Below are 22105 nucleotides of genomic sequence, written 5' to 3' on the forward strand. Positions count from 1 at the left end.
TGAAATAGCCCAAAGTTTCTTAATCCCTTTCACATCAAACCAGGTTTCTTTACTAAAAAATACACAAACGTTTGCGTATGCCTTTATACACAATCGTTTGTGTGAAGTTCCCATTAAATCCCACATTTATTTACATGAAAAAGACAGTACCTAAAGTACGCCGGGCTGCTATTCCAGCTTTGCTTTGCTGCCTGCCGCTTCAGCCTTTAGTAGCGCACGCAGCAACCTCAGCATCCTCAGAAAGTAACTCCATTGCTGGTGCTTCGCAGAACGCTGACATCACTATCTCTGGCCGAGTGACGGGAGCAAATGGCGACCCACTACCCGGCGTAACAGTGCTCGTAAAGGGCACAACCAACGGAACCTCTACAGGAGGCGATGGTAGTTTCACTATCACAGCCGCTGAAGGCAGTACGCTCACCTTCAGCTTTGTAGGCTACACCACCAAGGAAGTGCCTGTAACAAGTGCTTCAACCAGCCTAACGGTTACCCTCGCCGAAGATGTGAAAGCACTGAGCGAAGTGGTGGTAGTAGGCTACCTGACGGAAGATCGGCAGAACGTAACCAGTTCAGTGAGCAGCCTCGACGTGAGAGAGGCTACAAAGGCACCAGTAGCCACTGCTACACAGGCTTTGCAAGGACGGGTATCGGGAGTACAAATATCTGGTTCGGGCGGACCCGGAGATGCGCCAGTTGTCAACATCCGAGGCATTGGTACGTTGGGAAACGCGGGTAGTGGCCCGCTATACGTTATCGATGGTCTATGGACGGACAACATTCGCGACCTGAACCCCAATGATATCGAGAGTTTAAACGTGCTCAAGGATGCTTCCTCTACGGCCGTATACGGATCTAGAGGTGCTAACGGGGTAGTTCAAATCACCACCAAAAAGGGCCGGGCTGGCGCACCAGCTATCGGCTTCAGTGCTTACCGGGGTGTTGACCAAATAGCAAAGCAGTACAACTTAACCAACGCCAGCGAGTGGGCTGATCGGGCTGTTATTGCCTACCGGAACGCCGGACTCGATCCTTTGAATAACGGGCAAAATAGCTTGACTGGTGCTGTAAAAGGTCCAGGTGGTGCATTTAACCCTGACGTTGACACCGATTGGCAGAAGGAGTTTTTTCAAACTGGTACGCTTGAAGACTATAACCTGTCGTTTTCGGGCGGTACAGCAGGGGAAAAGAGTGCTACTAACTTCTTGGTTTCCGGCGAATACTTCCACCAAGAGGGCATTGTAAAAGGTCCGGATTTCAAGCGTTACAGCTTGCGTCTCAACTCGGGTCTAACGCGTGGTCGGTTCAAGTTCCAGGAGAATGCTCAGATTACACACTTAGATAGAACGTTGCTTAACGGCAGCCCATTTATTGATGTGCTGACTATGCTGCCGAGCATTCCGGTGTACAACTCGGCTAACTCGGGTGGTTTCGGTACTGGTTCGCCCATTCTAAACACCTTCGCAACAAACCCAATAGGAGCGCAACAATTGCTGCGCCGCACGCAGTCCGACAACCGCTTGGCTGGTAATGTTAGCGCCGAGTATTCGTTTTTCGACTTCCTGACCTACCGGCTGAATGTGGCCATGGATGGGCATACTTACAGCAATGCGGATGCACAACAGGCAGGCGTTCTGCGGCAGAACACTCCTATCGTTACGGCTTCGCTCAACGAGTATTTGGGCTATGACCTGTTTTTGCTTGGCGAAAACACCTTGAACTTTAACAAGCGTTTAGGTGACCACAGCGTGAACGCGCTGGTTGGCTACTCGGAGCAAAGTTTCCGCCAGCACGGCGTGCAAGCAGGCGGACAAGGTTATGCACAGGCCGGGGGGCAATACTTCTTTGAGTTGAGTGCTGCTCCTAAAGTTGGAGTTGTGCAGGGCAGCTCCTATGAGTACACGAAACGCTCTTTCTTTGCCCAGGCTACCTACGATTTCAAGAATCGCTACCTGCTTTCCGTTAGTGGCCGTCGCGATGGCTCTTCTCGCTTCACAGCGGCAAACCGTTGGGGCAACTTTGGCGCCGCTTCGGTTGGCTGGCGCCTCAGTGAGGAAGACTTTCTCAAGACTGCCTTACCACAAGTCAATAATCTGAAATTACGCGCCAGCTACGGAGCCAACGGTAACGATGCTGTAGAAGGCACTTATGGTGGTAGTTATCTGACCCAAGCTATTGTAGGGCAGAACGTGAATTACGTAATAGGTACTGGCCAGAACATTGTAAACGGTTCGTCGCAGCTAGCGCTGCCTAGCCCCGACATTCGCTGGGAAGAGCGCTACACCACCAACTTTGGTCTGGACCTGGGCTTGCTGGAAGACCGCATAACACTCTCGACTGATTATTACGTTTCTAAAACCCGCAACGCACTGGCGCCAGTGCAGGTATTGACGTACCTGGGGCATTTCGGCCAAACCCTCTTCCAGAATGCGGGTGATATAGAGAACCGTGGCTTTGAGTTGGCTTTAGGGTACCACCAAAACAAAGGTGACTTCACCTACGGCGCCGATTTCACGCTTACAACCGTTAAAAATCAGGTTACGGCATTGCCCGTTGTAGGCCAAGTACTAGAGGGTACCGAGCTCTTGACTCGCTCGCAGGTGGGCCGCTCGCTCGGAGAATTCTACTTGATTCCATTCGATGGTATTTTCCAAACGGCAGATGAGGTAGCTACCTACCAGAGTTCTAATGGGACCGTTATTCAGCCTTACGCTTCGGCAGGCGACGTACGCTATCGGGATACCAATGATGATGGCCAAATTAACAACAGCGACGCTGTCTATTCAGGCCAATCTATTCCTAACCTGCTGATGGGGTTGAACCTGAGCGCAGCGTATAAAGGCTTTGATCTGTCGGTATTCTTCAACTCGTCTAGCGGCAACAAAATCTATAATCAAGCGCGCCGCGACCTGGAAAGCTACTCTGGTCCGAACAACTACAATGCCGATGTGACGCCTTGGTCACCCGAAAATTCTTCTACCACTACACCGCGCCTCTTGCAAGGTGGTGGGGTTGGCGACTTGGGCCGCGCTGCTGCCTCTAACTCTCTGTTCAACACAACGCGCTGGCTAGAAGACGGATCCTACATCCGGTTGCGGAACGTTCAAGTAGGCTACACTCTTCCTACATCCGTAACGAGTAAAGTGCCAAGCCTGGGCAGTGTCCGGGTGTACGTGACTGGCCGCAACATATTCACTATCACGGACTATACTGGCTTTGATCCTGAGATTTTGGGCGCCGGTTTCTATAGCCGCGGCGTCGATATTAGCTCCTACCCGAACGTGCGCAGCTTCACGGGGGAATACAGGTCAACTTCTAAATCATGATGAGACGGTGGCTAATTGGTCGCCTCAATCAAATCGTTTTTCTCTTACTTCGATGAAAGTAAATAAGATAACTACTCTCCTGCTCGCGGGCGGTCTGTTGCTAGGCACTTCAGCCTGTGACAAGGACCTACTAGACCAGAGCAATCCGAATGCTCCTACTAAGGAAAACTTTTGGCAAAACGAAGGCGATGCCATTAAAGGCGTGTACGCCAGCTACGCTGGTCTTCAGCAGTTCGCCTGCTACTACCGTAGCTGGCACTTTATGGCGCACCGCTCCGACGAATCGTTCAGCCAGAGCCCCTTTGTGGAGTTAGCCAACTTCACGCGCTTTATTCAGCCCGACGTAGATTTCTTTATCTCGTCTTTTGCGTGGAATGATTACTACCGCACCATTTATCGGACGAATCAGGTAATCAACCGGGTACCCGGCATTACCATGAGTGAGACGCTGAAAAAGCAGTTGGTAGCCGAAGCTAGATTTGTACGAGCCTTATCGTACTTCGATTTGGCGTATTTCTTCGGCAATGTGCCGCTGATCTTAGAAGAGCCCAATGACGTAAATGCACGGGCAGCTCAGGTTACGCAGGCAGAGACGGAAGCGCAAATCATTGCCGATTTGCAAGCTGCTATTCCGGACTTGCCGCTTGTGTACAGCGATTCCGAGAAAGGACGTGCAACCAAAGGCTCGGCGCAGGCGCTACTCGCTAAAGTGTATATGCAGCAGCGCAAGTGGGCGGAGGCATCGGCAATATTCACCCAGATTATCAACTCCGGTCAGTATGGTCTAGCGCCAAACTACGTCGACAACTTCACGGGCTCCAATGAAAACAACCGTGAATCAGTGTTTGAAGTACAGTTTTCCGGCGCTGTGCTAGAAGTAGGCCAAGGCCAGGACAACGGCTCTTCTTCGGAAAGCCATGACCGGCCCAACTTCTTCGGCCCTCCCGGCGCTACGTTTGCCGACGTGCAGCCTCGCCGTTGGCTACTCGATGCGTACACCGACTCCACGGTGTCGTTTGCCCCTGGCAGCACCAAGAAACATAGGATTGACCCTCGGCGTGATGCTAATATCATTCATGTAGATAATCCAGATCGGTTTTACGGTGTAACTTTTGCCGAAGCTCAAAACATTCGCAAGTTTGGCTGGAGATCAGACCAACAGTATTGGCGCAAATACCTTAGTGACCGTGAGGTGTTTTACGATCCTTCCAACCCTGATAAGGCGCTCGAGAATTTCTCGTCAGGCTACAACTTCCGCGTTATTCGCTACGCTGATATTCTGCTTATGCAGGCCGAAGCTCTTACTGAATTAGGCCAAGTGGGTGCGGCAGCACCGTTCGTGAACCAAGTTCGTGCCCGGGTAGATTTGAGCCCGGTAGGTGCTTTGTCGCAAGAAGGTATGCGCCAGTTTATTCGTGTTGAACGTGCAAGAGAACTGGCAGGAGAGGGTGTTCGCTGGTTCGATATCCTGCGTTGGGGTCTGCTAGATAACCAAGCCGGCATCGACAATCTAAAATCCCGTGACCCCGACTTCACCAACTTCCGCTTGGGTGTCTCGAAGTTGCTGCCTATCCCGCGCCGCGACCTGGGCATCGACCCAAATCTTAAACAAAACTTCGGCTACTAACATCACACTCGTATAGGCGCCTGCAAACAGCCGTTCCGGGCCAAAATCTGGGGCGGCTGTTTTGGTAGACGGCAGTGCTACCAAGGTCCCGACCTTCTTCTAGGGGACTTGACTGTATTTCCTGCCATTTACAAACGCTAGCTGGTGGTATGTACTTATTTCCTCGCCGCATTTTACCTTTCAAACTAAGTATATTATGGTGTCGACGAATACGAATGAGGCTATTCAGTTTGAAAAGCTTGTGTGGCCACTTAGGAGTTGGCAGCGGAGATTGGAGTATAGTTTGCTGTTGCTGCTGCTTGTAGTTTGGCCGAGCAGAGAAGTAATAGGGCAGCAGGGCGACCAACGCGCGCACGATCCGGCCACCATCATTAAGGAAGGGAACAAGTACTGGGTGTTTACTACCGGCCAAGGAATTCCCAGTAAGTATTCCACTGATCTGATAACCTGGGCGTTTAGCTCTCAACCTGTTTTCACTCCAAGCACGCGCCCTAGTTGGATAACAACCCGTGTTCCTGGTTTCCAGAACGACTACTGGGCGCCGGAGTGCATCTTCCTAAACGGCAAGTACTACCTCTACTACTCCTGCTCTTCGTTTGGCTCGAAAGTATCGGCTATCGGCTTGGCTACCAACGTAACGCTGGACCCTGCCAGCCCCAACTACAACTGGGTCGATGAGGGCGAAGTAATTTCCTCGAACAGCAACAGCGCCGCCAACGCCATTGACCCGGCCGTGTTTCGCGACGCTAGCAATAATCTATGGTTTGTCTACGGTTCGTTTTTTGGTGGCATTCGGATTTTGCAGTTGAATTCGACCACAGGGAAGCCCCTCAACGGTAGCAATACCCAGCAGTTTGTGGTGGCCAACAATGGGGTAGAGGCCGCTTATGTGAAGCAGCATGGCAGTTATTATTACCTGTTCATCAACCGAGGCAGTTGCTGCCAAGGAGCCGCTAGTACCTACTACATGCAGGTAGGCCGTTCTGCGTCGCCGACGGGCCCATTTCTAGATAAAAACGGCGTAGACCTCAACAATAATGGCGGCACAGTGGTACTAAACCGCTCTGGGCGCTATGTGGGACCTGGGCACGCCGGTATTTTCGAGGAGAATGGCGTGAGTATGTTTTCGCACCATTATTATGACGCGAACGACAACGGTACGCCAAAGCTTGGCATTGCCAAACTCACTTGGGATGCAACCGACTGGCCAGTAGTAAGCCGCGACTGGCTAGCGCCAGGCCGCTACGAGATTACTGGCCAGAACAGCGGCCAGGTGTGGCAGGCTGGTTGTATTGGTGGTACAGGCCAAGCTGTTTCGCAGGGCAACCGTACAAGCCAGCCGTGTCAACAGTGGGATTTTGCGGCAGTAGGCGACGGAGAGTACCGCATCGTTAATGTGCAAACCGGGCAGACAGTAGGAGTGGCTAACTGCTCGGCGGCCAACAATGCTGGCCTGCAAGTAGGCGCTAGCGCCGGTGCAACGTGCCAACTGTTTCGGCTTGATCGGGCCAGTGACGGTACGCTTGTATTCGCTTCCGTGAACGGCAATAGAGTAGTGGAAGTGCCATTTGCTTCTACCGTCCCTGGCACTCAACTAGGGCTGTTTGATTATAACGGCTGCTCTTGCCAGCGCTGGATAACCACCGCAGCAGGACCGTTGGCAACAGCTTCCGGCAGAAAACTGTTTGATGTCAGCATTTACCCGGTGCCGACTGAGCACGGAAACTTTACGGTGGATGTGAGCAGCGACAGGGCCTCGGAAAAGGCGACGATTGTTGTTTTCAACCTGCAAGGCCAAGAAGTATATCGGCGAACCTTCGGAAGCCAAAGTGCAAAATTGGTAGTCGAAGCCAAATTAAAGCCGGGCGTATATCAGGTGCGGGTGCAGCAGGGGAGTGGCTACTCCACACATAAGGTTAGTGTCCTCTAATGCATCTAATACAAAAAAATCCTTGGAAAACTATGGAGGTTGCTACGCCAAGTATATTCCATTATTTCTTTTGTAAAGCACTGAGTGGCACCAATCAGTAAAGTGGAAAAGCACCAATTTATTTTGGTGCAAAGGGGAGCAGAAGCAAATGGATACGGTATAGCTAAACACAAACGATTGTGTAATAAGGGAAGAATTTCTACTTTACATACCAAATTGAGCGCTTTATAAGAGGAGAGTTGATTTAACCTATTCAATACACAATTGCATAATGCACTTACGCATTAGAAAAGGCTCTTAACTTGGCGGCTCGCTGCTAATAGCTTTTGTAGCAGATAGGCATTGAATCTTGTATCCTTTATTACTCCTTTTAAACTCCCGCTTTCCATTTACCCATGACAAATTTCAACCGCGCCGGTATGCTCGCCGGCAGTATCGCCGCCGGAATTGCGCTAGCCGCTTGCAACCAGCAGCCCGCCGCTCAAACCGAAGGTAGCACCGCCGCTACTGCCACCGACTCCACCCAAACCACTTCTGCTATGCCCACTGCCACTGCTTTTGGCAAAACCAACGCTGGCGCTGAAGCGCAGCTCTTCACGCTGACCAACGCCCACGGCGTGAAAGCTACCATTACCAACTACGGTGGTACGCTCACCAGCCTGATGGTGCCTGATAAGGCCGGCAAGATGGGGGATGTTATCCTCGGCTTCGATGATGTGAGTGGCTACCAGAGCCCGGAGTTTTTGAAGTCGGGTCCGTATTTCGGGGCGTTGATTGGACGCTACGGCAACCGCATCAAAGGCGGCAAGTTCACGCTGGATGGCAAGGAGTACACGCTAGCTAAAAACAACGGACCAAACACGCTGCACGGCGGCAAAGTAGGTTTCGACAAAGTGATGTGGGAGGCCAAGCCCGGCACTTCGGCCGATGGCCAGACACTAACGCTAACATACAACAGCAAAGACGGCGAAGAAGGCTACCCCGGCAACCTGGCCGTAACGGTGGTCTACACCCTCACCAACGACGACGCCCTGCGCCTCGACTACACGGCAACCACCGATAAGGCCACGCCGGTCAACCTGACCAACCACGCCTACTTCAACCTCAACCACGGCGTAGGCAAAGACATTCTGGGCCACGAAGTGACCCTGCCGGCTGACCGCTACACTGTGGTAGACGCTACCCTGATTCCAACCGGCGAGCTGAAGCCCGTAAAAGGCACGCCTTTCGACTTCACGACCCCGCACACCATTGGCGAGCGGATCGGGCAGGTGCCCGGTGGCTACGACCACAATTGGGTGCTCAACAACCCAAGCGGCATGCACGCCGCTGCTACTGTCTATGATGCTACTTCGGGTCGCACCATGGAAGTAACCACCACCGAGCCCGGAATTCAGTTCTACACCGGCAACTTCCTCGATGGTACCCTGAAAGGCAAAGGCGGCACGGTGTACGGCAAAAACTCTGGCTTCTGCCTGGAAACGCAACACTTCCCCGATTCGCCGAACCAGCCCAAGTTCCCGAGCACCATCCTTAAGCCCGGCGACACCCTCAAATCAACCACGATCTACAAGTTCGGCGTCCGCAAGTAGGGAGCCGGTACTTTATAGTTAGGCTGCTTGCTGAAGCATTGTGCGTGCCGATACTAGGATCGCAATTCCTCCCAAGCACGCACAGTGCTTTAGCAAGCGTGGCATAACGTTCTGCTAGCACCTCACATTTCTTAATCTCCCAATTTCCTCACTCGTGCAAACTCCTCAAACAGCAACATCCGATCCGCAGGCGGCTTACGTCATCGGGGTCGATTATGGCACCGATTCGGTGCGCGCCTTGCTGGTAGATGCCCGCACCGGAGCCGAAGTAGCGCAGGCCGTGCACTACTACGCGCGCTGGAAAAAGCTGGAATTCTGCAACCCCGCCCGCAACCAATTTCGCCAACACCCTCTCGACCATATCGAAGGTCTGGAAGCCACCGTCCGGAAGGTAGTGGCCCACGTGCCCGCTGCGCAAGTAGTAGGTATTGCCGTGGACACCACCGGCTCCACGCCCGGCCCCGTCAACGAGAAAGGGGTTTCGCTGGCTCTCACGCCGGGTTTTGAAAACAACCCGAATGCCATGTTCGTGTTGTGGAAAGACCACACGGCCCTCGAAGAAGCGGCCGAAATCAACCTGAAGGCGCGTACGTGGGGCGGCGAAGATTTCACCAAGTTTGAAGGCGGTATCTACTCATCGGAGTGGTTCTGGGCGAAGATTATGCACGTGGTGCGCGAAGACGAGGCCGTACTGAAAGCCGCGCATTCTTGGCTGGAACACTGCGACTGGCTGACCTTGCTGCTCACGGGCGGCGACTTGGCCACCTTCAAGCACAGCCGTTGCGCGGCCGGCCACAAAGCCATGTGGCATGAGAGCTGGGGCGGGTTGCCTTCCGAAGAGTTCCTGACACACCTCGAGCCCAAGCTGGCCGGGCTGCGGAGCCGTTTGTTCGAAGAAACCTTCACCGCCGACCAAGTGGCCGGCAACCTCTCCGCCGAATGGGCCGAGCGCCTCGGCCTGACCACCAACACGGTGGTAGCCGTGGGTAGCTTCGATGCGCACGCTGGCGCCGTAGCTGGCGAGATTGAAGCGTACTCGATGGTGAAAGTGATGGGCACTTCCACCTGTGATATTGTGGTAGCGCCTACGGCCGAAGTTGGTAGCCACCTCGTGGCGGGCATTTGCGGCCAGGTAGACGGCTCCGTAATTCCGGGTATGCTCGGCCTGGAAGCGGGTCAGTCGGCTTTCGGGGACTTGCTGGCGTGGTTCCGTCAGATTGTGGAGTGGCCGCTGCACAACGTATTGCTCCATTCCAAAGTGCTGAATGCCGAGCAGCAAGCCGCCCTGCGCGACGAGATGAGCGACATACTGTTGGTAGAGTTAAGCAAAGCCGCCGCCGCTGTAGACCCCGAAGAGTCGGCGGTGCTGGCCCTTGATTGGGTGAATGGCCGCCGCACGCCCGATGCCAACCAAGGCCTGAAAGGTGCTATGATGAACCTCACGATGGGAACCAACGCGCCACAAATCTTTCGGGCGCTGGTAGAAGCCATCTGCTACGGTTCCAAGCAAATTGTGGAGCGCTTCGAGCAGGAAGGCATTCCGGTGAAGCAAGTAATTGGCATTGGCGGCGTGGCGAAAAAGTCGCAGTTCGTGATGCAGACCTTGGCCGACGTGCTGAATCGGCCGATCAAGATTGCCGTTTCCGAGCAGGCTCCTGCTTTGGGCGCAGCCATCTACGCCGCAGTAGCGGCCGGCATCCACGAGGATGTGCTAGCGGCGCAGCGCGCCATGGGCAGCGGTTTCGCGGAAACCTACGAGCCCAATCCGGCTCGCGTGGCCGACTACCAAGCGCGCTACGAGCAGTACCAGGCCTTCGGCAAATTCGTGGAAACCGTCACGCTCAAGGAAGGCGAAACCACTTCTGAAACCACTTTAGTTGACCACGCATGAGCAGCCAGTATAAAGACCTGAAGCAATATTGCTACGAAGCCAACATGCAGCTGCCCAAGCTCGGGCTGGTGCTGTTCACTTTCGGCAATGCCAGCGTGGTGGACCGCGACAAGGGCGTTTTCGCTATCAAGCCGAGCGGCGTACCCTACGAGAAGCTGAAGCCCGAGGACATCGTCATCGTGGATTACGACAACAACATTGTGGAAGGGGAGAAGCGCCCGTCGTCGGATACCAAGACGCACGCGCTGCTCTTCAAGCAATGGGAAAGTATTGGCGGCATCGTGCACACGCATTCCACCTACGCTACCGCTTGGGCCCAAACCCAAACCGATATTCCGATCCTCGGCACCACCCACGCCGACCACCTCACCACCGACGTGCCGTGCGCGCCGCCTATGGCCGACGAACTGATTCAGGGCGACTACGAGCACCAAACCGGCTGGCAAATCATTCAGGAATTCGAGCGGCGCGGTATTTCGCCCACCGAAGTGGAAATGATTCTGGTTGGCAACCACGCGCCCTTCACATGGGGTAGCACCGTGGAAAAAGCCGTTTACAACAGCGCCGTGCTCGAAGAAATTGCCCGTTTGGCGTATCTGAGCTGCACGTTGCGCCCCGAAGTACCCCGCTTGAAAGACGCCCTCATTCGCAAGCACTACGAGCGCAAGCACGGCGCCAACTCTTATTACGGTCAGTAGCACCGCCTCCTGGCAGCGGTGCATGCCGCTGCCTGTCTCACCTTATTCTACCTTCCAAACCCTGCACCAGCTACCCGTTGGTGTTCCATTCTAATCCGCCAACTGCACTTGGCGCCACAAGCATGATCGACATTTCGCAATACGAAGCCTGGTTTATCACGGGCAGCCAGCACCTCTACGGTCCCGAAACCCTGGAACAGGTTGCTGCCCACTCGCAGGAAATTGCTGCTGAACTAGGTACCAAACTGCCCATCAAGATTGTATACAAGCCCGTGCTGACCGGCCCGGAGGAAATTTACAAGCTGGTGCAGGAAGCCAACACCACCGAAAACTGCGTGGGTCTGATTGCCTGGATGCACACCTTCTCGCCCGCCAAAATGTGGATCAACGGCCTGAAGATTCTGCAAAAGCCGCTGGCGCACTTGCACACCCAATTCAACCGCGACATTCCGTGGGCGGATATCAACATGGACTTCATGAACACCAACCAATCGGCGCACGGCGACCGGGAGTTTGGTTTCATTGGGGCCCGCATGGGTATCAAGCGCAAAGTGATTGTGGGCCACTGGCAGGACAGCGCCGTGCACCAGAGCCTGAATGTGTGGTCGCGCGTGGCCTCGGCTTGGGCCGACTGGCAGGGCGCCCGCTTCGTGCGCTTCGGCGACAACATGCGCTACGTAGCCGTAACCGAAGGCGACAAAGTGGAAGCGGAAATCAAGTTTGGCTACTCCGTGAACACCTACGGTATCGGCGACTTGGTAGCCGTTATCAATGAAGTGAGCGACGCCCAAATCGATGAACTGCTAACCACCTACGAGCAGGAGTACGAACTGGCTGACACGCTGAAGGACGGCGGCAGCCAGCGCGAGTCACTGCGCGACGCGGCCCGTATCGAGGCGGGTATGCGCAAGTTCTTGCAAGACACCAAAGCCAAAGGCTTCACCGATACGTTCGAGGATTTGCACGGCATGGCGCAGCTGCCCGGCATCGCCACGCAGCGCCTAATGGCCGAGGGCTACGGCTTCGGCGGCGAAGGCGACTGGAAAACGTCGGCGCTGGTGCGGGCCATGAAGGTGATGGGAGCGGGGCTGCCCGGCGGCAACTCGTTTATGGAAGACTACACCTACCATTTCGCGCCGAACAACAACCAAGTGCTGGGTTCGCACATGCTGGAAATCTGCCCCACCATTGCCGAGGGCAAGGTGCGCGCCGAAATCCATCCGTTGGGCATTGGCGGCAAAGCCGATCCGGTGCGCTTGGTGTTCAACTGCCCGGCTGGCGAAGGTCTCAACGCCACCATCGTGGACATGGGCAACCGGTTCCGCATGATTGTAAATGAAGTGGTGGCCGTGGCCCCCGAGCAAGATTTGCCGAACCTGCCGGTAGCCCGCGTGCTCTGGAAAGTGAAGCCCGACCTAGCGACGGGCGCCGCCGCCTGGATTTTGGCTGGCGGTGCTCACCACACCGGCTTCAGCCAGAACCTGACGGCCGAGTACTTGGAGGACTTCGCAGAAATGGCGGGCATCGAATACGTTCTTATCGACGACGACACCAAGTTGCGCACTTTCAAGAACGAGCTGCGCTACAACGAGGTAGCCTTCGGTGGCCGCTAGCCAAGGGTAAGCCTAGTTGAGCAAAGGCAATAAAATTCCAAAAAATGTCCTCTCCGCAGGACCCCTGGCGGGGAGGACATTCATTTTGTCTTAATAATTCTCACTAAAATTAAGCTCTCATTTACTCTCCTCATTTCCCACGTTCCCTTTAATTAACTCATGCGTAACAACCTTACCACGCTTGACCTACTTGTCTTTCTCTTTTACCTCGTAGGGGTTTCGGCCTACGGGTACTACGTGTATAAAAGCAAGCAAAAGGCCGAGCAAAGCACCAAAGACTACTTTCTGGCCGAGGGTTCCTTGACTTGGTGGGCTATTGGAGCCTCGATGATTGCCTCCAACATATCGGCCGAGCAGTTCATCGGTATGTCGGGGTCCGGCTTTAATGTGGGCGTGGCAGTGGCGGCGTATGAGTGGGTGGCAGCTATTGTACTCATTATTGTGGCGGTGTTCTTCATGCCGATTTACTTGAAAGAGAAAATCTTCACGATGCCGCAGTTTCTGGAGCAGCGCTACAACACCACGCTGAGCCTGATTATGAGTATCTTCTGGTTGTTTCTCTACGTGTTGGTCAACCTGACATCCATCCTCTACCTCGGGGCGCTGGCCATTAGCAACCTGATTGGGGGCGGCAGCTTCCACTTGATTATGGTAGCGCTGGCCGTGTTTGCCTTGCTGATTTCGCTCGGCGGTATGAAAGTGGTAGGCTATACCGACGTAATTCAAGTGGTCGTGCTGGTAGTGGGCGGTCTGGTAACCACCTACATTGCGCTGGACGTGGTGAGTACCAAATTTGGCTTGGGCGGCGGTGCCATTTCGGGCTTCAAGGCCCTGATGGACAATGCTGGTGACCACTTCAAGATGATCTTCCCGAAACCTGGGCCCGATACGCCGCAGGAGGATATAAATAAGTACATCGCGCTGCCCGGTATTGCCATGTACTTCGCTGGGCAGTGGATTGTAAACCTCAACTACTGGGGTTGCAACCAGTACATTACGCAGCGCGCCCTCGGTGCTGATTTGCACACGGCCCGCACCGGTATCCTGTTTGCCGGTATGCTGAAACTGATGATGCCAGTAATTGTAATGCTGCCCGGTATTGCCGCCTACGTGCTCTTTAAAAACGGCGAGCTGCAGCAGGAAATGTCTTCCACCGGCGCTTTCAACTCCGACAACGCTTACTCCGCTGTACTTACCTTCTTGCCTAACGGCTTGAAAGGTCTCTCGATGGCGGCCCTGACGGCAGCCATTGTGGCCTCGTTGGCTGGTAAAGTCAACTCGATTTCCACCATCTTCACCCTCGATATCTACAAGCGTTACATCAACAAAGACGCTACTGAGAAGAAGCAGGTGTGGGTTGGCCGCTTGGCTATTTTGGCTTCTGTGGTAATGGGCGTGGCTCTTACTTGGGAAGACTTGCTCGGTATCGGCGGCGAGGGTGGTTTCCAGTTTATTCAGAAATACACCGGCTTCATTTCGCCCGGTATCTTGGCTATCTTCCTGTTGGGTATGTTCTGGAAGCGCACCACGGCTACGGCAGGTATTGTGGGCATCTTGGCCGGCTTCATCCTGTCGGTGTTCTTCAACAACTACGCCGTAGGCGTGATGGGAACCGAAACCATTCTCTACACCGCTTTCCCCAACGGTCACGGCGGCTACGAAATCCCGTTCCTGATTTGCATGGGCCTGTCGTTTGCTTTCACTGTGCTCTTAATGGTAGTTGTTAGCTTGGCTGGTCCTGCCATCAACCCGGGAGCTATCAACCTGACGCCGGGTATGTTCAAGGTCAGCACCCAAACCATGTCGCTGATTGTTGTTACGCTGTTGCTGATAACGGCGCTGTACGCTAAATTCTGGTAAAAATCGGTGGTCTAGCGAGTGGTCCTACGAGTTGCCCCTTGGGTTTTGTAGGACCACTACTCGGCTAACGACTCACAAGCAGGCTTAGCATTACGAGTAGTGGTTTCGTGAATCTTCAGGCGGAACAGGATAGAGTACCTCTCGTTGCATCATCACCAAAAAATCCCACATATGACCCTGAAAATTAGGTTCCTAAATTCACAATCGATTGTGTCCGGCTTAGCGCTTTTAGGCGCTGTAACCGGGAATACGGCACTAGCGCAAGGCACTGCCGCGCCGGGTACCATCACGGTGCAAGTAAACAAGCCGGGTGCGCCTATTGCCAAAACCATGTACGGCTTGTTTTTCGAGGATATCAACTTCGCCGCCGACGGTGGGTTGTACCCGGAACTGGTAAAAAACAAGTCGTTTGAAACCGACGAGAACCTCGTGGGTTGGCGTGCTATTAAGGGCGCCGCGGCTTTGTCGACTTACCTGGTTTCCAGTCAGCAGCCCATCAGCGCTACCAACAACCACTTCCTGCGCCTGACGACCCCCACAGCTAGCCCGGATGCGGGTTTCATCAACGAGGGTTTCCGGGGCATGGGCGTGAAGCAAGACGCTGAATACACTTTTTCGGTGTATCTGCGGAAGGGTCCGGGCAACGTAAGCGGCCTGAACGTGACGATAGAAGAGCCCGGCCGTGGCGGAAACGGACCGGAAGCTGCCTCGTCAGGAAAAGTACTGGCGGAAACCAAAATCACGGGCCTAACGAACGAGTGGAAAAAGTACACCGCCGTGCTTAAATCCTCGGGTACGGCTGCCAAGGCGCGTCTCAAAATAACAATGGAAGGCGCCGGTACCATTGACCTCGACGTGGTGTCGCTGTTCCCAAAAGATACTTGGCAGAAGCGCGAGAACGGTTTACGGACCGATTTGGTGCAGTTGCTCAAGGACATGAAGCCCGGCTTCCTGCGTTTCCCCGGTGGCTGCATCGTGGAAGGCCGCACCTTGGACGAGCGGTATCAGTGGAAAGAAACCATTGGCGATGTTGCTAGCCGCAAACCTTTGATTAACCGCTGGAACACCGAATTCAAGCACAAATTCACGCCCGACTATTACCAATCGTTCGGGTTGGGCTTCTTCGAGTACTTCCAGCTTTCCGAGGACATTGGCGCCGAGCCACTCCCCATCCTCAACGTGGGCATGGCCTGCCAGTTCAACTCAGCCGAGCTGGCACCCATCACGGCATCGGGTCCGAATGCGGGCAATGCTGCTACCGGCGACCTGACGCTGGACACGTTTATTCAAGATGCGCTAGATCTGATCGAGTTTGCCAACGGTGCTACGTCTAGCCCTTGGGGCGCCAAGCGGGCGGCAATGGGCCATGCGGCACCGTTCAATCTGAAGTATATCGGTATCGGCAACGAGCAGTGGGGCCCGCAGTATTTGGAGCGCTACGAGCCGTTTGCTAAAGCCATCAAAGCCAAGTACCCGAACATGCAAATCGTGTCGAGTGCTGGCCCGAGCCCCGACGGGCCGCTGTTTGAAGCGGCTTCTAAGCGCCTAGGTGTGCTGAAGGCTGAGTTTGTAGACGAGCACTACTACGCCAAGCCCGAGTGGTTCCGCCAAAACGTAGGCCGCTATGACAACTATCCCCGCACCGGTCCGAAAATCTTCGCTGGCGAGTACGCCGCGCAAAGTGTCGCTATTGGTAGCCCCGACAACAAGAACAGCTGGGACTGTGCTATTTCGGAAGCGGCTTTCATGACCGGCTTGGAGCGCAACGCCGACGTGGTGAACATGGCCTCGTACGCCCCGCTTTTCGCTCACGTAGATGCGTGGCAGTGGACGCCCGACATGATTTGGTTCGACAACCTCAAGGCCTACGGCACGCCAAACTACTATGTGCAGAAGATGTACAGCACCAACGCGGGCACAACCATGCTGCCTGTGCAGATGCCGAACAATGCCAAGAATGGCACCGATAACCTCTTCGCCAGCGCCGTAGCCGACGACAAAGCCGGTGACATTGTGGTGAAACTGGTGAATTACTCCAACGACGCGCGTCCGGTGAAGCTGAACCTGGCCGGGGTGAAGAAAATGGGTAAGTCGGCCAAGGCCATTGTACTTGCCAGCAATGACCTGCAAGCCGTGAACAGCTTGCAGGAGCCTACCAAACTCGCCCGAAAGAAGAGCAGTTCAAAGTATCGTCTTCGACGGTGAGCTACACCCTGGCTCCCAACTCGTTCACGGTGCTTCGGATTCCTGGTAATCGCTAAGTAAAGCGAAGTGAAGAGCGGAGTGGTTGCTAAAGCCACTCCGCTTTTTCGTTTGATTTTCATGGTATACGTCAACGCGCGGAACCTTGGCAAGCGTGGTGGCCAACAGGCTGCTTTCCTATTACCTATTGGCATAGGCGTCCGTCAATTCCTTTTCTATGAATCTTCTGCACAAGTCGATAGTGGCCGCTGGCCTGTTTGGGAGCATGGCGGCTCCGGCCTTCAGTCAAACCAAGTCCGTCCCTAAAACTGATTTCCATCAGTGGGCGGCCACACCGCCCATGGGCTGGAACAGCTGGGACTGTTATGGCCCCACCGTGGTAGAAGCCGAGGTGAAAGCCAACGCCGACTACATGGCCAAAAACCTGAAAAGCAGCGGCTGGGACTACGTGGTGGTTGACATCCGGTGGTACGTCGGCAACGATACAGCGCACGGCTACAACGAGAAGGACCCGGATTTCAACATCGACCAGTACGGGCGCTTCATTCCGGCCCCGAATCGGTTTCCCTCGGCGGCCGGCGGCAAAGGCTTCAAGCCGCTGGCCGACTACATGCACGCCAAAGGGTTGAAGTTCGGGATTCATATTATGCGCGGCGTGCCGGTGGTGGCTGTGAACCGCAAACTGCCCATCTTGGGAAGCAAGGCCACCGCCGCCGACATCTACACCAAAGAGGGGCAGGGGACGTGGCTGCGCGACATGTACACTGTGGTGGCTGGCAAGCCCGGCGCGCAGGAGTACTACAATTCCATTTTCAAGCTCTACGCGTCGTGGGGCGTGGATTTCGTGAAGGTTGATGACCTGTCGTCGCCGTACCACGCGCCGGAAGTGGAGATGATTCGGAAGGCCATTGACCTGACGGGCCGCAAGATGGTGCTCAGCACCTCGCCTGGCGAAACGCCCATTGCCAATGCCAAGCACGTGCAAGCCAACGCCAACATGTGGCGCACCGTCGGCGACTTTTGGGACAGTTGGGAACAGCTCAAAGAGCACTTCGAGGTCTGCGACCGATGGTCGCCGTATATTATGACCGGGGCGTGGCCGGATGCCGATATGCTGCCCATGGGCCGATTGGGCATTCGGGCCGAGCGCGGCGACGACCGGATGACGCGCTTCACCAAAGACGAGCAGTACACCCTGATGTCGTTGTGGTCGATATTCCGTTCGCCGCTGATGTTTGGCGGCGACCTGCCGAGCAATGATGCTTTCACGCTCTCGTTGCTGACCAACAAGGAAGTGCTAGCTATGCACAGCAACAGCCGCAACAACCGCCAGTTGTTCCGCAAAAACGACCTAGTAGCCTGGACCGCCGACGACCCCAAAACCGGCGACAAGTATCTGGCCGTCTTCAACGCCCAAGACCAAGAATTGCTGCCTGAAACTGCCGCCGCGTGGTCGAGCGGCCAAATCACGCGCCAGACGCCCGGTCAAAGCAAAAACGCCAACATCGACATCACCGGCGCGACCAAGCTCTACCTGAACGTGCGCAATGGCGGCGACGACACCGGTTGGGACCACGCCAACTGGCTAGCGCCGACGCTCTCCAACGGCACTAAAACTGTATCCCTAACTACCATACCCTGGAAACAAGCCACGGCAGGGTGGGGGAAGTCAACGGTAAACAAGAGCGTGTCGGGCGGCCAGTTGATAGTGGATGGAAAAACCTATGCCGATGGCATCGGGACGCACTCCAACTCGATAATAGAATTTGATGTGCCGCCCGGTTACACCCGTTTCAAAACCACCGCGGGCCTCGATAAAGCGGCGGCCAGCCAAAATACGGGTGGTACCATCAATTGCCTGATCTTCACGAAGAGCCCCTACACGCCAGCCCCGGCCGATTCTTCGCGCATCGTGGTGCCGTTGCAGCAGTTGGGCTTTTCATCCGCCTGCACCGTGCGCAATATGTGGACCGGCAAAACAGTAGGGGAATTTACCGGGGAGTTTGCGCCGTTTATTCGTCGGCATGGTGCGGGCTTGTACCGAATTTCTGCCAAGAAGTAACAGTTCCGCGATTGGCGTAGCGTTGATGCCTGTGAGTGAAATTCTTCTTCCGAGCGTGACGGAGCACCGCATAGCCCTTGTTTAGCCGTTAAGTCCGAGTTCTTCCCAATCCCAGTGATTCTTTTGTCTTTCCTGAAAATCCCGCCTTATGTCTAAGTCACTTCTCACGGCGCTGGCGCTTGGTTTAGCCGCTTCCGCCACTGCGCAACGCACCGATTATCCGATTCAGGCGGTTGCTTTTACCAAAGTGAAACTCGCCGACAACTTCTGGCTGCCCCGGCTGAAAACCAACACTGAGGTAACCATCCCGGCGTCGTTCGAGCGGTGCGAAGCGACCAACCGGGTGAAAAACTTCGAAATGGCCGCGGCCAAGTCGGGCAAGTTCGCCACCACCTTTCCTTTTGATGACACCGATATTTACAAGACCATCGAGGGCGCATCGTATTCGCTGAGCTTGTACCCGGATAAAAAGCTGGAAAGCTATGTCGATGAGCTGATTGAAAAGGTAGGCAAGGCGCAGGAACCCGACGGCTACCTCTACACCGCTCGCACCATCGACCCCGCCCATCCACACGCGTGGGCTGGCAAAGAACGGTGGGAAAAAGAACGGGAACTGAGCCACGAACTCTACAACTCCGGCCACCTCTACGAGTCGGCGTTAGCGCACTACGAGGCCACTGGCAAGAAGAGCTTATTGAACATCGCCCTGAAAAACGCCGACCTGGTGTGCTCGGTGTTCGGCCCCGGTAAGCGCAGCGTAGCGCCCGGCCACGAAATCGTGGAAATGGGCCTCGTGAAGTTGTACCGCGTGACGGGCAAGCCGGAGTACCTGAGCACAGCCAAGTTCTTTCTGGAGCAGCGCGGCCAGTACAAAGGCTACGACCCCAAGAGCCCCGACGTCTGGAAAAACGGTTCGTACTGGCAAGACCACCAATCGGTGTACGACCAGAAAGAAGCCATTGGCCACGCCGTGCGCGCCGAATACCTATACTCGGCCATGGCCGACGTGGCGGCCCTGACCGGCGACAAACGCATGCTGGCGGCCGTGGATAGCATTTGGAACAACATGGTGAGCAAGAAGCTCTACGTGACGGGCGGCACCGGCGCGGTGCCAGGTGGCGAGCGGTTCGGGGGCAACTACGAGCTGCCCAACACCACGGCCTACAACGAAACCTGCGCTTCGGTGGCCAATGTGTACTGGAACCAACGCATGTTCCAGCTCCACGGCGACTCGAAGTACATCGATGTGATGGAGAAGGTGCTTTACAACGGTTTGATTTCCGGCGTGGGCCTCGATGGCAAGTCGTTCTTCTACTCCAACGCCATGCAGATCAAGAACAGCGCGGTGTTCAAGGAGTCGGAGCCGGCGCGGGCGGGCTGGTTTGAGTGCTCGTGCTGCCCCACCAACTTGGCACGGCTGTTTCCTTCGTTGCCGGGCTACGTGTACGCGCAGCAAGACAACAACGTGTACGTTAACCTGTTCATCAACGGCAGCACCGACCTGAGCGTCAAGAAACAGCCCGTTCGCATCACGCAACAAAACAATTACCCCTGGAACGGCGACCTGAAATTCACGGTAGCCCCAAGTCAACCGCCGATTTCAACCTGCTGGTGCGCCTTCCCGGTTGGGCCCGCAACCAAGCCCTACCATCCGACCTCTACACGTTCGCCACTCCCTCCGAGCAACAGGTGAGCATCAAGGTAAACGGCAAGCTCCTGACCTACACGGTGAAGAACGGCTATGCCGTGTTGGCCCGCAAATGGCGCAAGAATGATGTAGTGGAATTAATTCTACCGATGGAAGTGCGCAAAGTGGTAGCCAACCCCAACGTCCGCGACGACGCTGGTAAAGTAGCCCTGCAGCGCGGCCCCATTGTGTATTGCGCCGAGTGGAAAGACAACGATGGCAAAACCAGCAACCTCATCGTGCCAGCTTCCACCAGCTTTACCGCTGCTTTCAAGCCCGATGTGCTCAATGGTATCACCGAGCTAACCGCCACCGTGCCCGCAGTGAAAGTTGACCCCGCCAACAATTCTATTAGCACCGTTTCGCAAACCCTAACTGCCATTCCGTACTACGCTTGGGCCAACCGTGGCAAAGGCGAAATGACCGTGTGGTTCCCCGCCAAAATCACCGACGTGGACCTCATCACGCAGAAAGTGGAAGAGAAGATAGTAGCCAAATAGCGCGTTGGATGTAGTCAGCCTAATGTTGCTCATTTAGTGCTAAAGGGTAGAAACGCTAGGGAGCTAGTTCTCCTCAAATAAGAGGCAAGGAGTTATTGATTTGTCATTGTTTACAAAGAACGTCATGCTGAGCGCAGCCGAAGCATCTCGCGTGCTGATGTCTGATTACTATTCCTGCGTCAGCACGCGAGATGCTTCGGCTGCGCTCAGCATGACGGGCGGGTGTGTCGTTCTGATATGTCGGTCACCCCTGGCCCTTGAGCTAAGGGGCATTAGCTTCAAGCTTCTGGAGTGCAGCGTTTGCACGTTACGTGAATAGAGCTAACTAAGGGCTTAGCCTACACAATAGTTAGTTTAATGCCTCTCTCTTTCAAGGCCTTAGCATCTTGACTGGAAATGCCTCGGTCGGTGATGATGCGGTGGACTTGTTCGAGGCCACAAATGCGGCTGAAGCCGCGCTTACCGAACTTCGAGGAATCGGCTAGCACGATGATTTCCTGCGCGGCGCGCAACATAACTTGGTTGAGGTGGGCTTCACCGGAATTGGTCGTGGTGAGGCCAAAATCGAGGTCGATGCCATCGACGCCCAAGAACAGCTTTTGGCAAGAAATATCTGCCAGTACTTGTTCGGCTTGCGGCCCTGTAACCGAGGAAGAACTGTGCCGCAAATAGCCTCCTAGCTGTAACACTTCTATTTCCGGATGATTGACTAGCTCTAGGCCCACATTCAGCGCTGCGGTGATGACCGTCAGGGGAAGGTGGGGTGGGAGGGCCCGCGCAAGGGCTACTATGGTAGTGCCAGAGGCCATAATTACAGCTTCTTGTGCGTGCAAGAGTGCTGCTGCCGCGGTTGCAATACCGGCTTTCTCGTCCACGTACAGCAACTCTTTTTCGTTGACGGGCCTGTCCTTAATGTACGGGTTTTCCAAAGCTGCTCCGCCGTGCGTGCGAAACAGTAGTTCCTTCTCTTCCAAGAGTTTCAAATCCTTCCGAATCGTTACAGCCGACACGTTCAGTTCCTCGCATAAGTCGAGAACGTCAACGTGTTGTTGCTCTTGTAAGCGTTGCAGAATATGTTGGTGCCTTTGGGTGCTCGAAGGATTCATCTGGCAAAACTATT

The 22105-nt window shown here is 54.9% G+C and carries 12 protein-coding genes and 1 pseudogene; 12 read left to right on the forward strand and 1 reads right to left on the reverse strand.

The window, feature by feature from the left end:
* The first annotated feature begins 134 nt into the window (after positions 1-134).
* From MUN86_RS06710 to MUN86_RS32270, 12 genes and pseudogenes are all read left to right on the forward strand, one after another.
* Positions 135-3323: a SusC/RagA family TonB-linked outer membrane protein gene (locus MUN86_RS06710; protein ID WP_245123276.1), complete on the forward strand. Its 3189-nt coding sequence runs from the start codon at positions 135-137 to the stop codon at positions 3321-3323.
* A 52-nt stretch (positions 3324-3375) separates the two neighbouring features.
* Positions 3376-4950, forward strand: a complete 1575-nt coding sequence (locus tag MUN86_RS06715; RefSeq protein ID WP_245123279.1) for a RagB/SusD family nutrient uptake outer membrane protein — start codon at positions 3376-3378, stop codon at positions 4948-4950.
* A 289-nt stretch (positions 4951-5239) separates the two neighbouring features.
* Complete coding sequence (locus MUN86_RS06720; RefSeq protein WP_245123282.1) at positions 5240-6880, forward strand: family 43 glycosylhydrolase; 1641 nt, start codon at positions 5240-5242, stop codon at positions 6878-6880.
* A gap of 539 nt (positions 6881-7419) precedes the next feature.
* Entirely contained in the window at positions 7420-8472 is a 1053-nt protein-coding gene (locus MUN86_RS06725) for an aldose epimerase family protein (protein WP_245125646.1), read from the forward strand.
* A gap of 154 nt (positions 8473-8626) precedes the next feature.
* The gene (locus MUN86_RS06730) at positions 8627-10363 is read left to right on the forward strand and encodes a ribulokinase (RefSeq protein ID WP_245123284.1); all 1737 of its coding nucleotides are present in this window, start codon (positions 8627-8629) and stop codon (positions 10361-10363) included.
* Entirely contained in the window at positions 10360-11061 is a 702-nt protein-coding gene (locus tag MUN86_RS06735) for an L-ribulose-5-phosphate 4-epimerase (protein ID WP_243801302.1), read from the forward strand. The genes MUN86_RS06730 and MUN86_RS06735 overlap by 4 nt, the downstream gene beginning before the upstream one ends.
* Positions 11062-11183: 122 nt before the next feature.
* On the forward strand, positions 11184-12674 hold the full coding sequence (araA, locus tag MUN86_RS06740) for an L-arabinose isomerase (protein WP_245123287.1): 1491 nt from the start codon (positions 11184-11186) through the stop codon (positions 12672-12674).
* A gap of 159 nt (positions 12675-12833) precedes the next feature.
* Complete coding sequence (locus MUN86_RS06745) at positions 12834-14534, forward strand: sodium:solute symporter family transporter (RefSeq protein ID WP_245123290.1); 1701 nt, start codon at positions 12834-12836, stop codon at positions 14532-14534.
* 210 nt (positions 14535-14744) lie between these two features.
* Positions 14745-16739: an alpha-L-arabinofuranosidase family protein gene (locus MUN86_RS06750; RefSeq protein WP_245123292.1), complete on the forward strand. Its 1995-nt coding sequence runs from the start codon at positions 14745-14747 to the stop codon at positions 16737-16739.
* A 214-nt stretch (positions 16740-16953) separates the two neighbouring features.
* Positions 16954-18798, forward strand: coding sequence for an NPCBM/NEW2 domain-containing protein (locus tag MUN86_RS06755; RefSeq protein WP_245123296.1), 1845 nt, complete (start codon positions 16954-16956; stop codon positions 18796-18798).
* A 148-nt stretch (positions 18799-18946) separates the two neighbouring features.
* A pseudogene (locus MUN86_RS06760) lies at positions 18947-20538 on the forward strand (glycoside hydrolase family 127 protein); the annotation flags it as partial.
* Between the two features lie 57 nt (positions 20539-20595).
* Positions 20596-20985: a hypothetical protein gene (locus tag MUN86_RS32270; protein ID WP_375379491.1), complete on the forward strand. Its 390-nt coding sequence runs from the start codon at positions 20596-20598 to the stop codon at positions 20983-20985.
* A gap of 338 nt (positions 20986-21323) precedes the next feature.
* Here the strand turns inward: MUN86_RS32270 and MUN86_RS06765 are convergent, their stop codons facing one another.
* The gene (locus MUN86_RS06765; RefSeq protein ID WP_245123299.1) at positions 21324-22091 is read right to left on the reverse strand and encodes a DeoR/GlpR family DNA-binding transcription regulator; all 768 of its coding nucleotides are present in this window, start codon (positions 22089-22091) and stop codon (positions 21324-21326) included.
* Positions 22092-22105 lie beyond the last annotated feature (14 nt).

It is taken from the genome of Hymenobacter volaticus (assembly GCF_022921055.1).
In the GTDB taxonomy this organism is placed as follows: Bacteria; Bacteroidota; Bacteroidia; order Cytophagales; family Hymenobacteraceae; genus Hymenobacter; species Hymenobacter volaticus.

Bases quoted from the DNA above. Each gene is read 5' to 3' on its own strand.
- MUN86_RS06725 (WP_245125646.1), top strand. From the start codon at position 7,420: ATGCCCACTGCCACTGCTTTTGGCAAAACCAACGCTGGCGCTGAAGCG.
- MUN86_RS06755 (WP_245123296.1), top strand. From the start codon at position 16,954: ATGAATCTTCTGCACAAGTCGATAGTGGCCGCTGGCCTGTTTGGGAGC.
- MUN86_RS06765 (WP_245123299.1), bottom strand. From the start codon at position 22,091: ATGAATCCTTCGAGCACCCAAAGGCACCAACATATTCTGCAACGCTTA.
- MUN86_RS32270 (WP_375379491.1), top strand. From the start codon at position 20,596: ATGGAAGTGCGCAAAGTGGTAGCCAACCCCAACGTCCGCGACGACGCT.
- MUN86_RS06710 (WP_245123276.1), top strand. From the start codon at position 135: ATGAAAAAGACAGTACCTAAAGTACGCCGGGCTGCTATTCCAGCTTTG.
- MUN86_RS06715 (WP_245123279.1), top strand. From the start codon at position 3,376: ATGAAAGTAAATAAGATAACTACTCTCCTGCTCGCGGGCGGTCTGTTG.
- MUN86_RS06735 (WP_243801302.1), top strand. From the start codon at position 10,360: ATGAGCAGCCAGTATAAAGACCTGAAGCAATATTGCTACGAAGCCAAC.
- araA (WP_245123287.1), top strand. From the start codon at position 11,184: ATGATCGACATTTCGCAATACGAAGCCTGGTTTATCACGGGCAGCCAG.
- MUN86_RS06745 (WP_245123290.1), top strand. From the start codon at position 12,834: ATGCGTAACAACCTTACCACGCTTGACCTACTTGTCTTTCTCTTTTAC.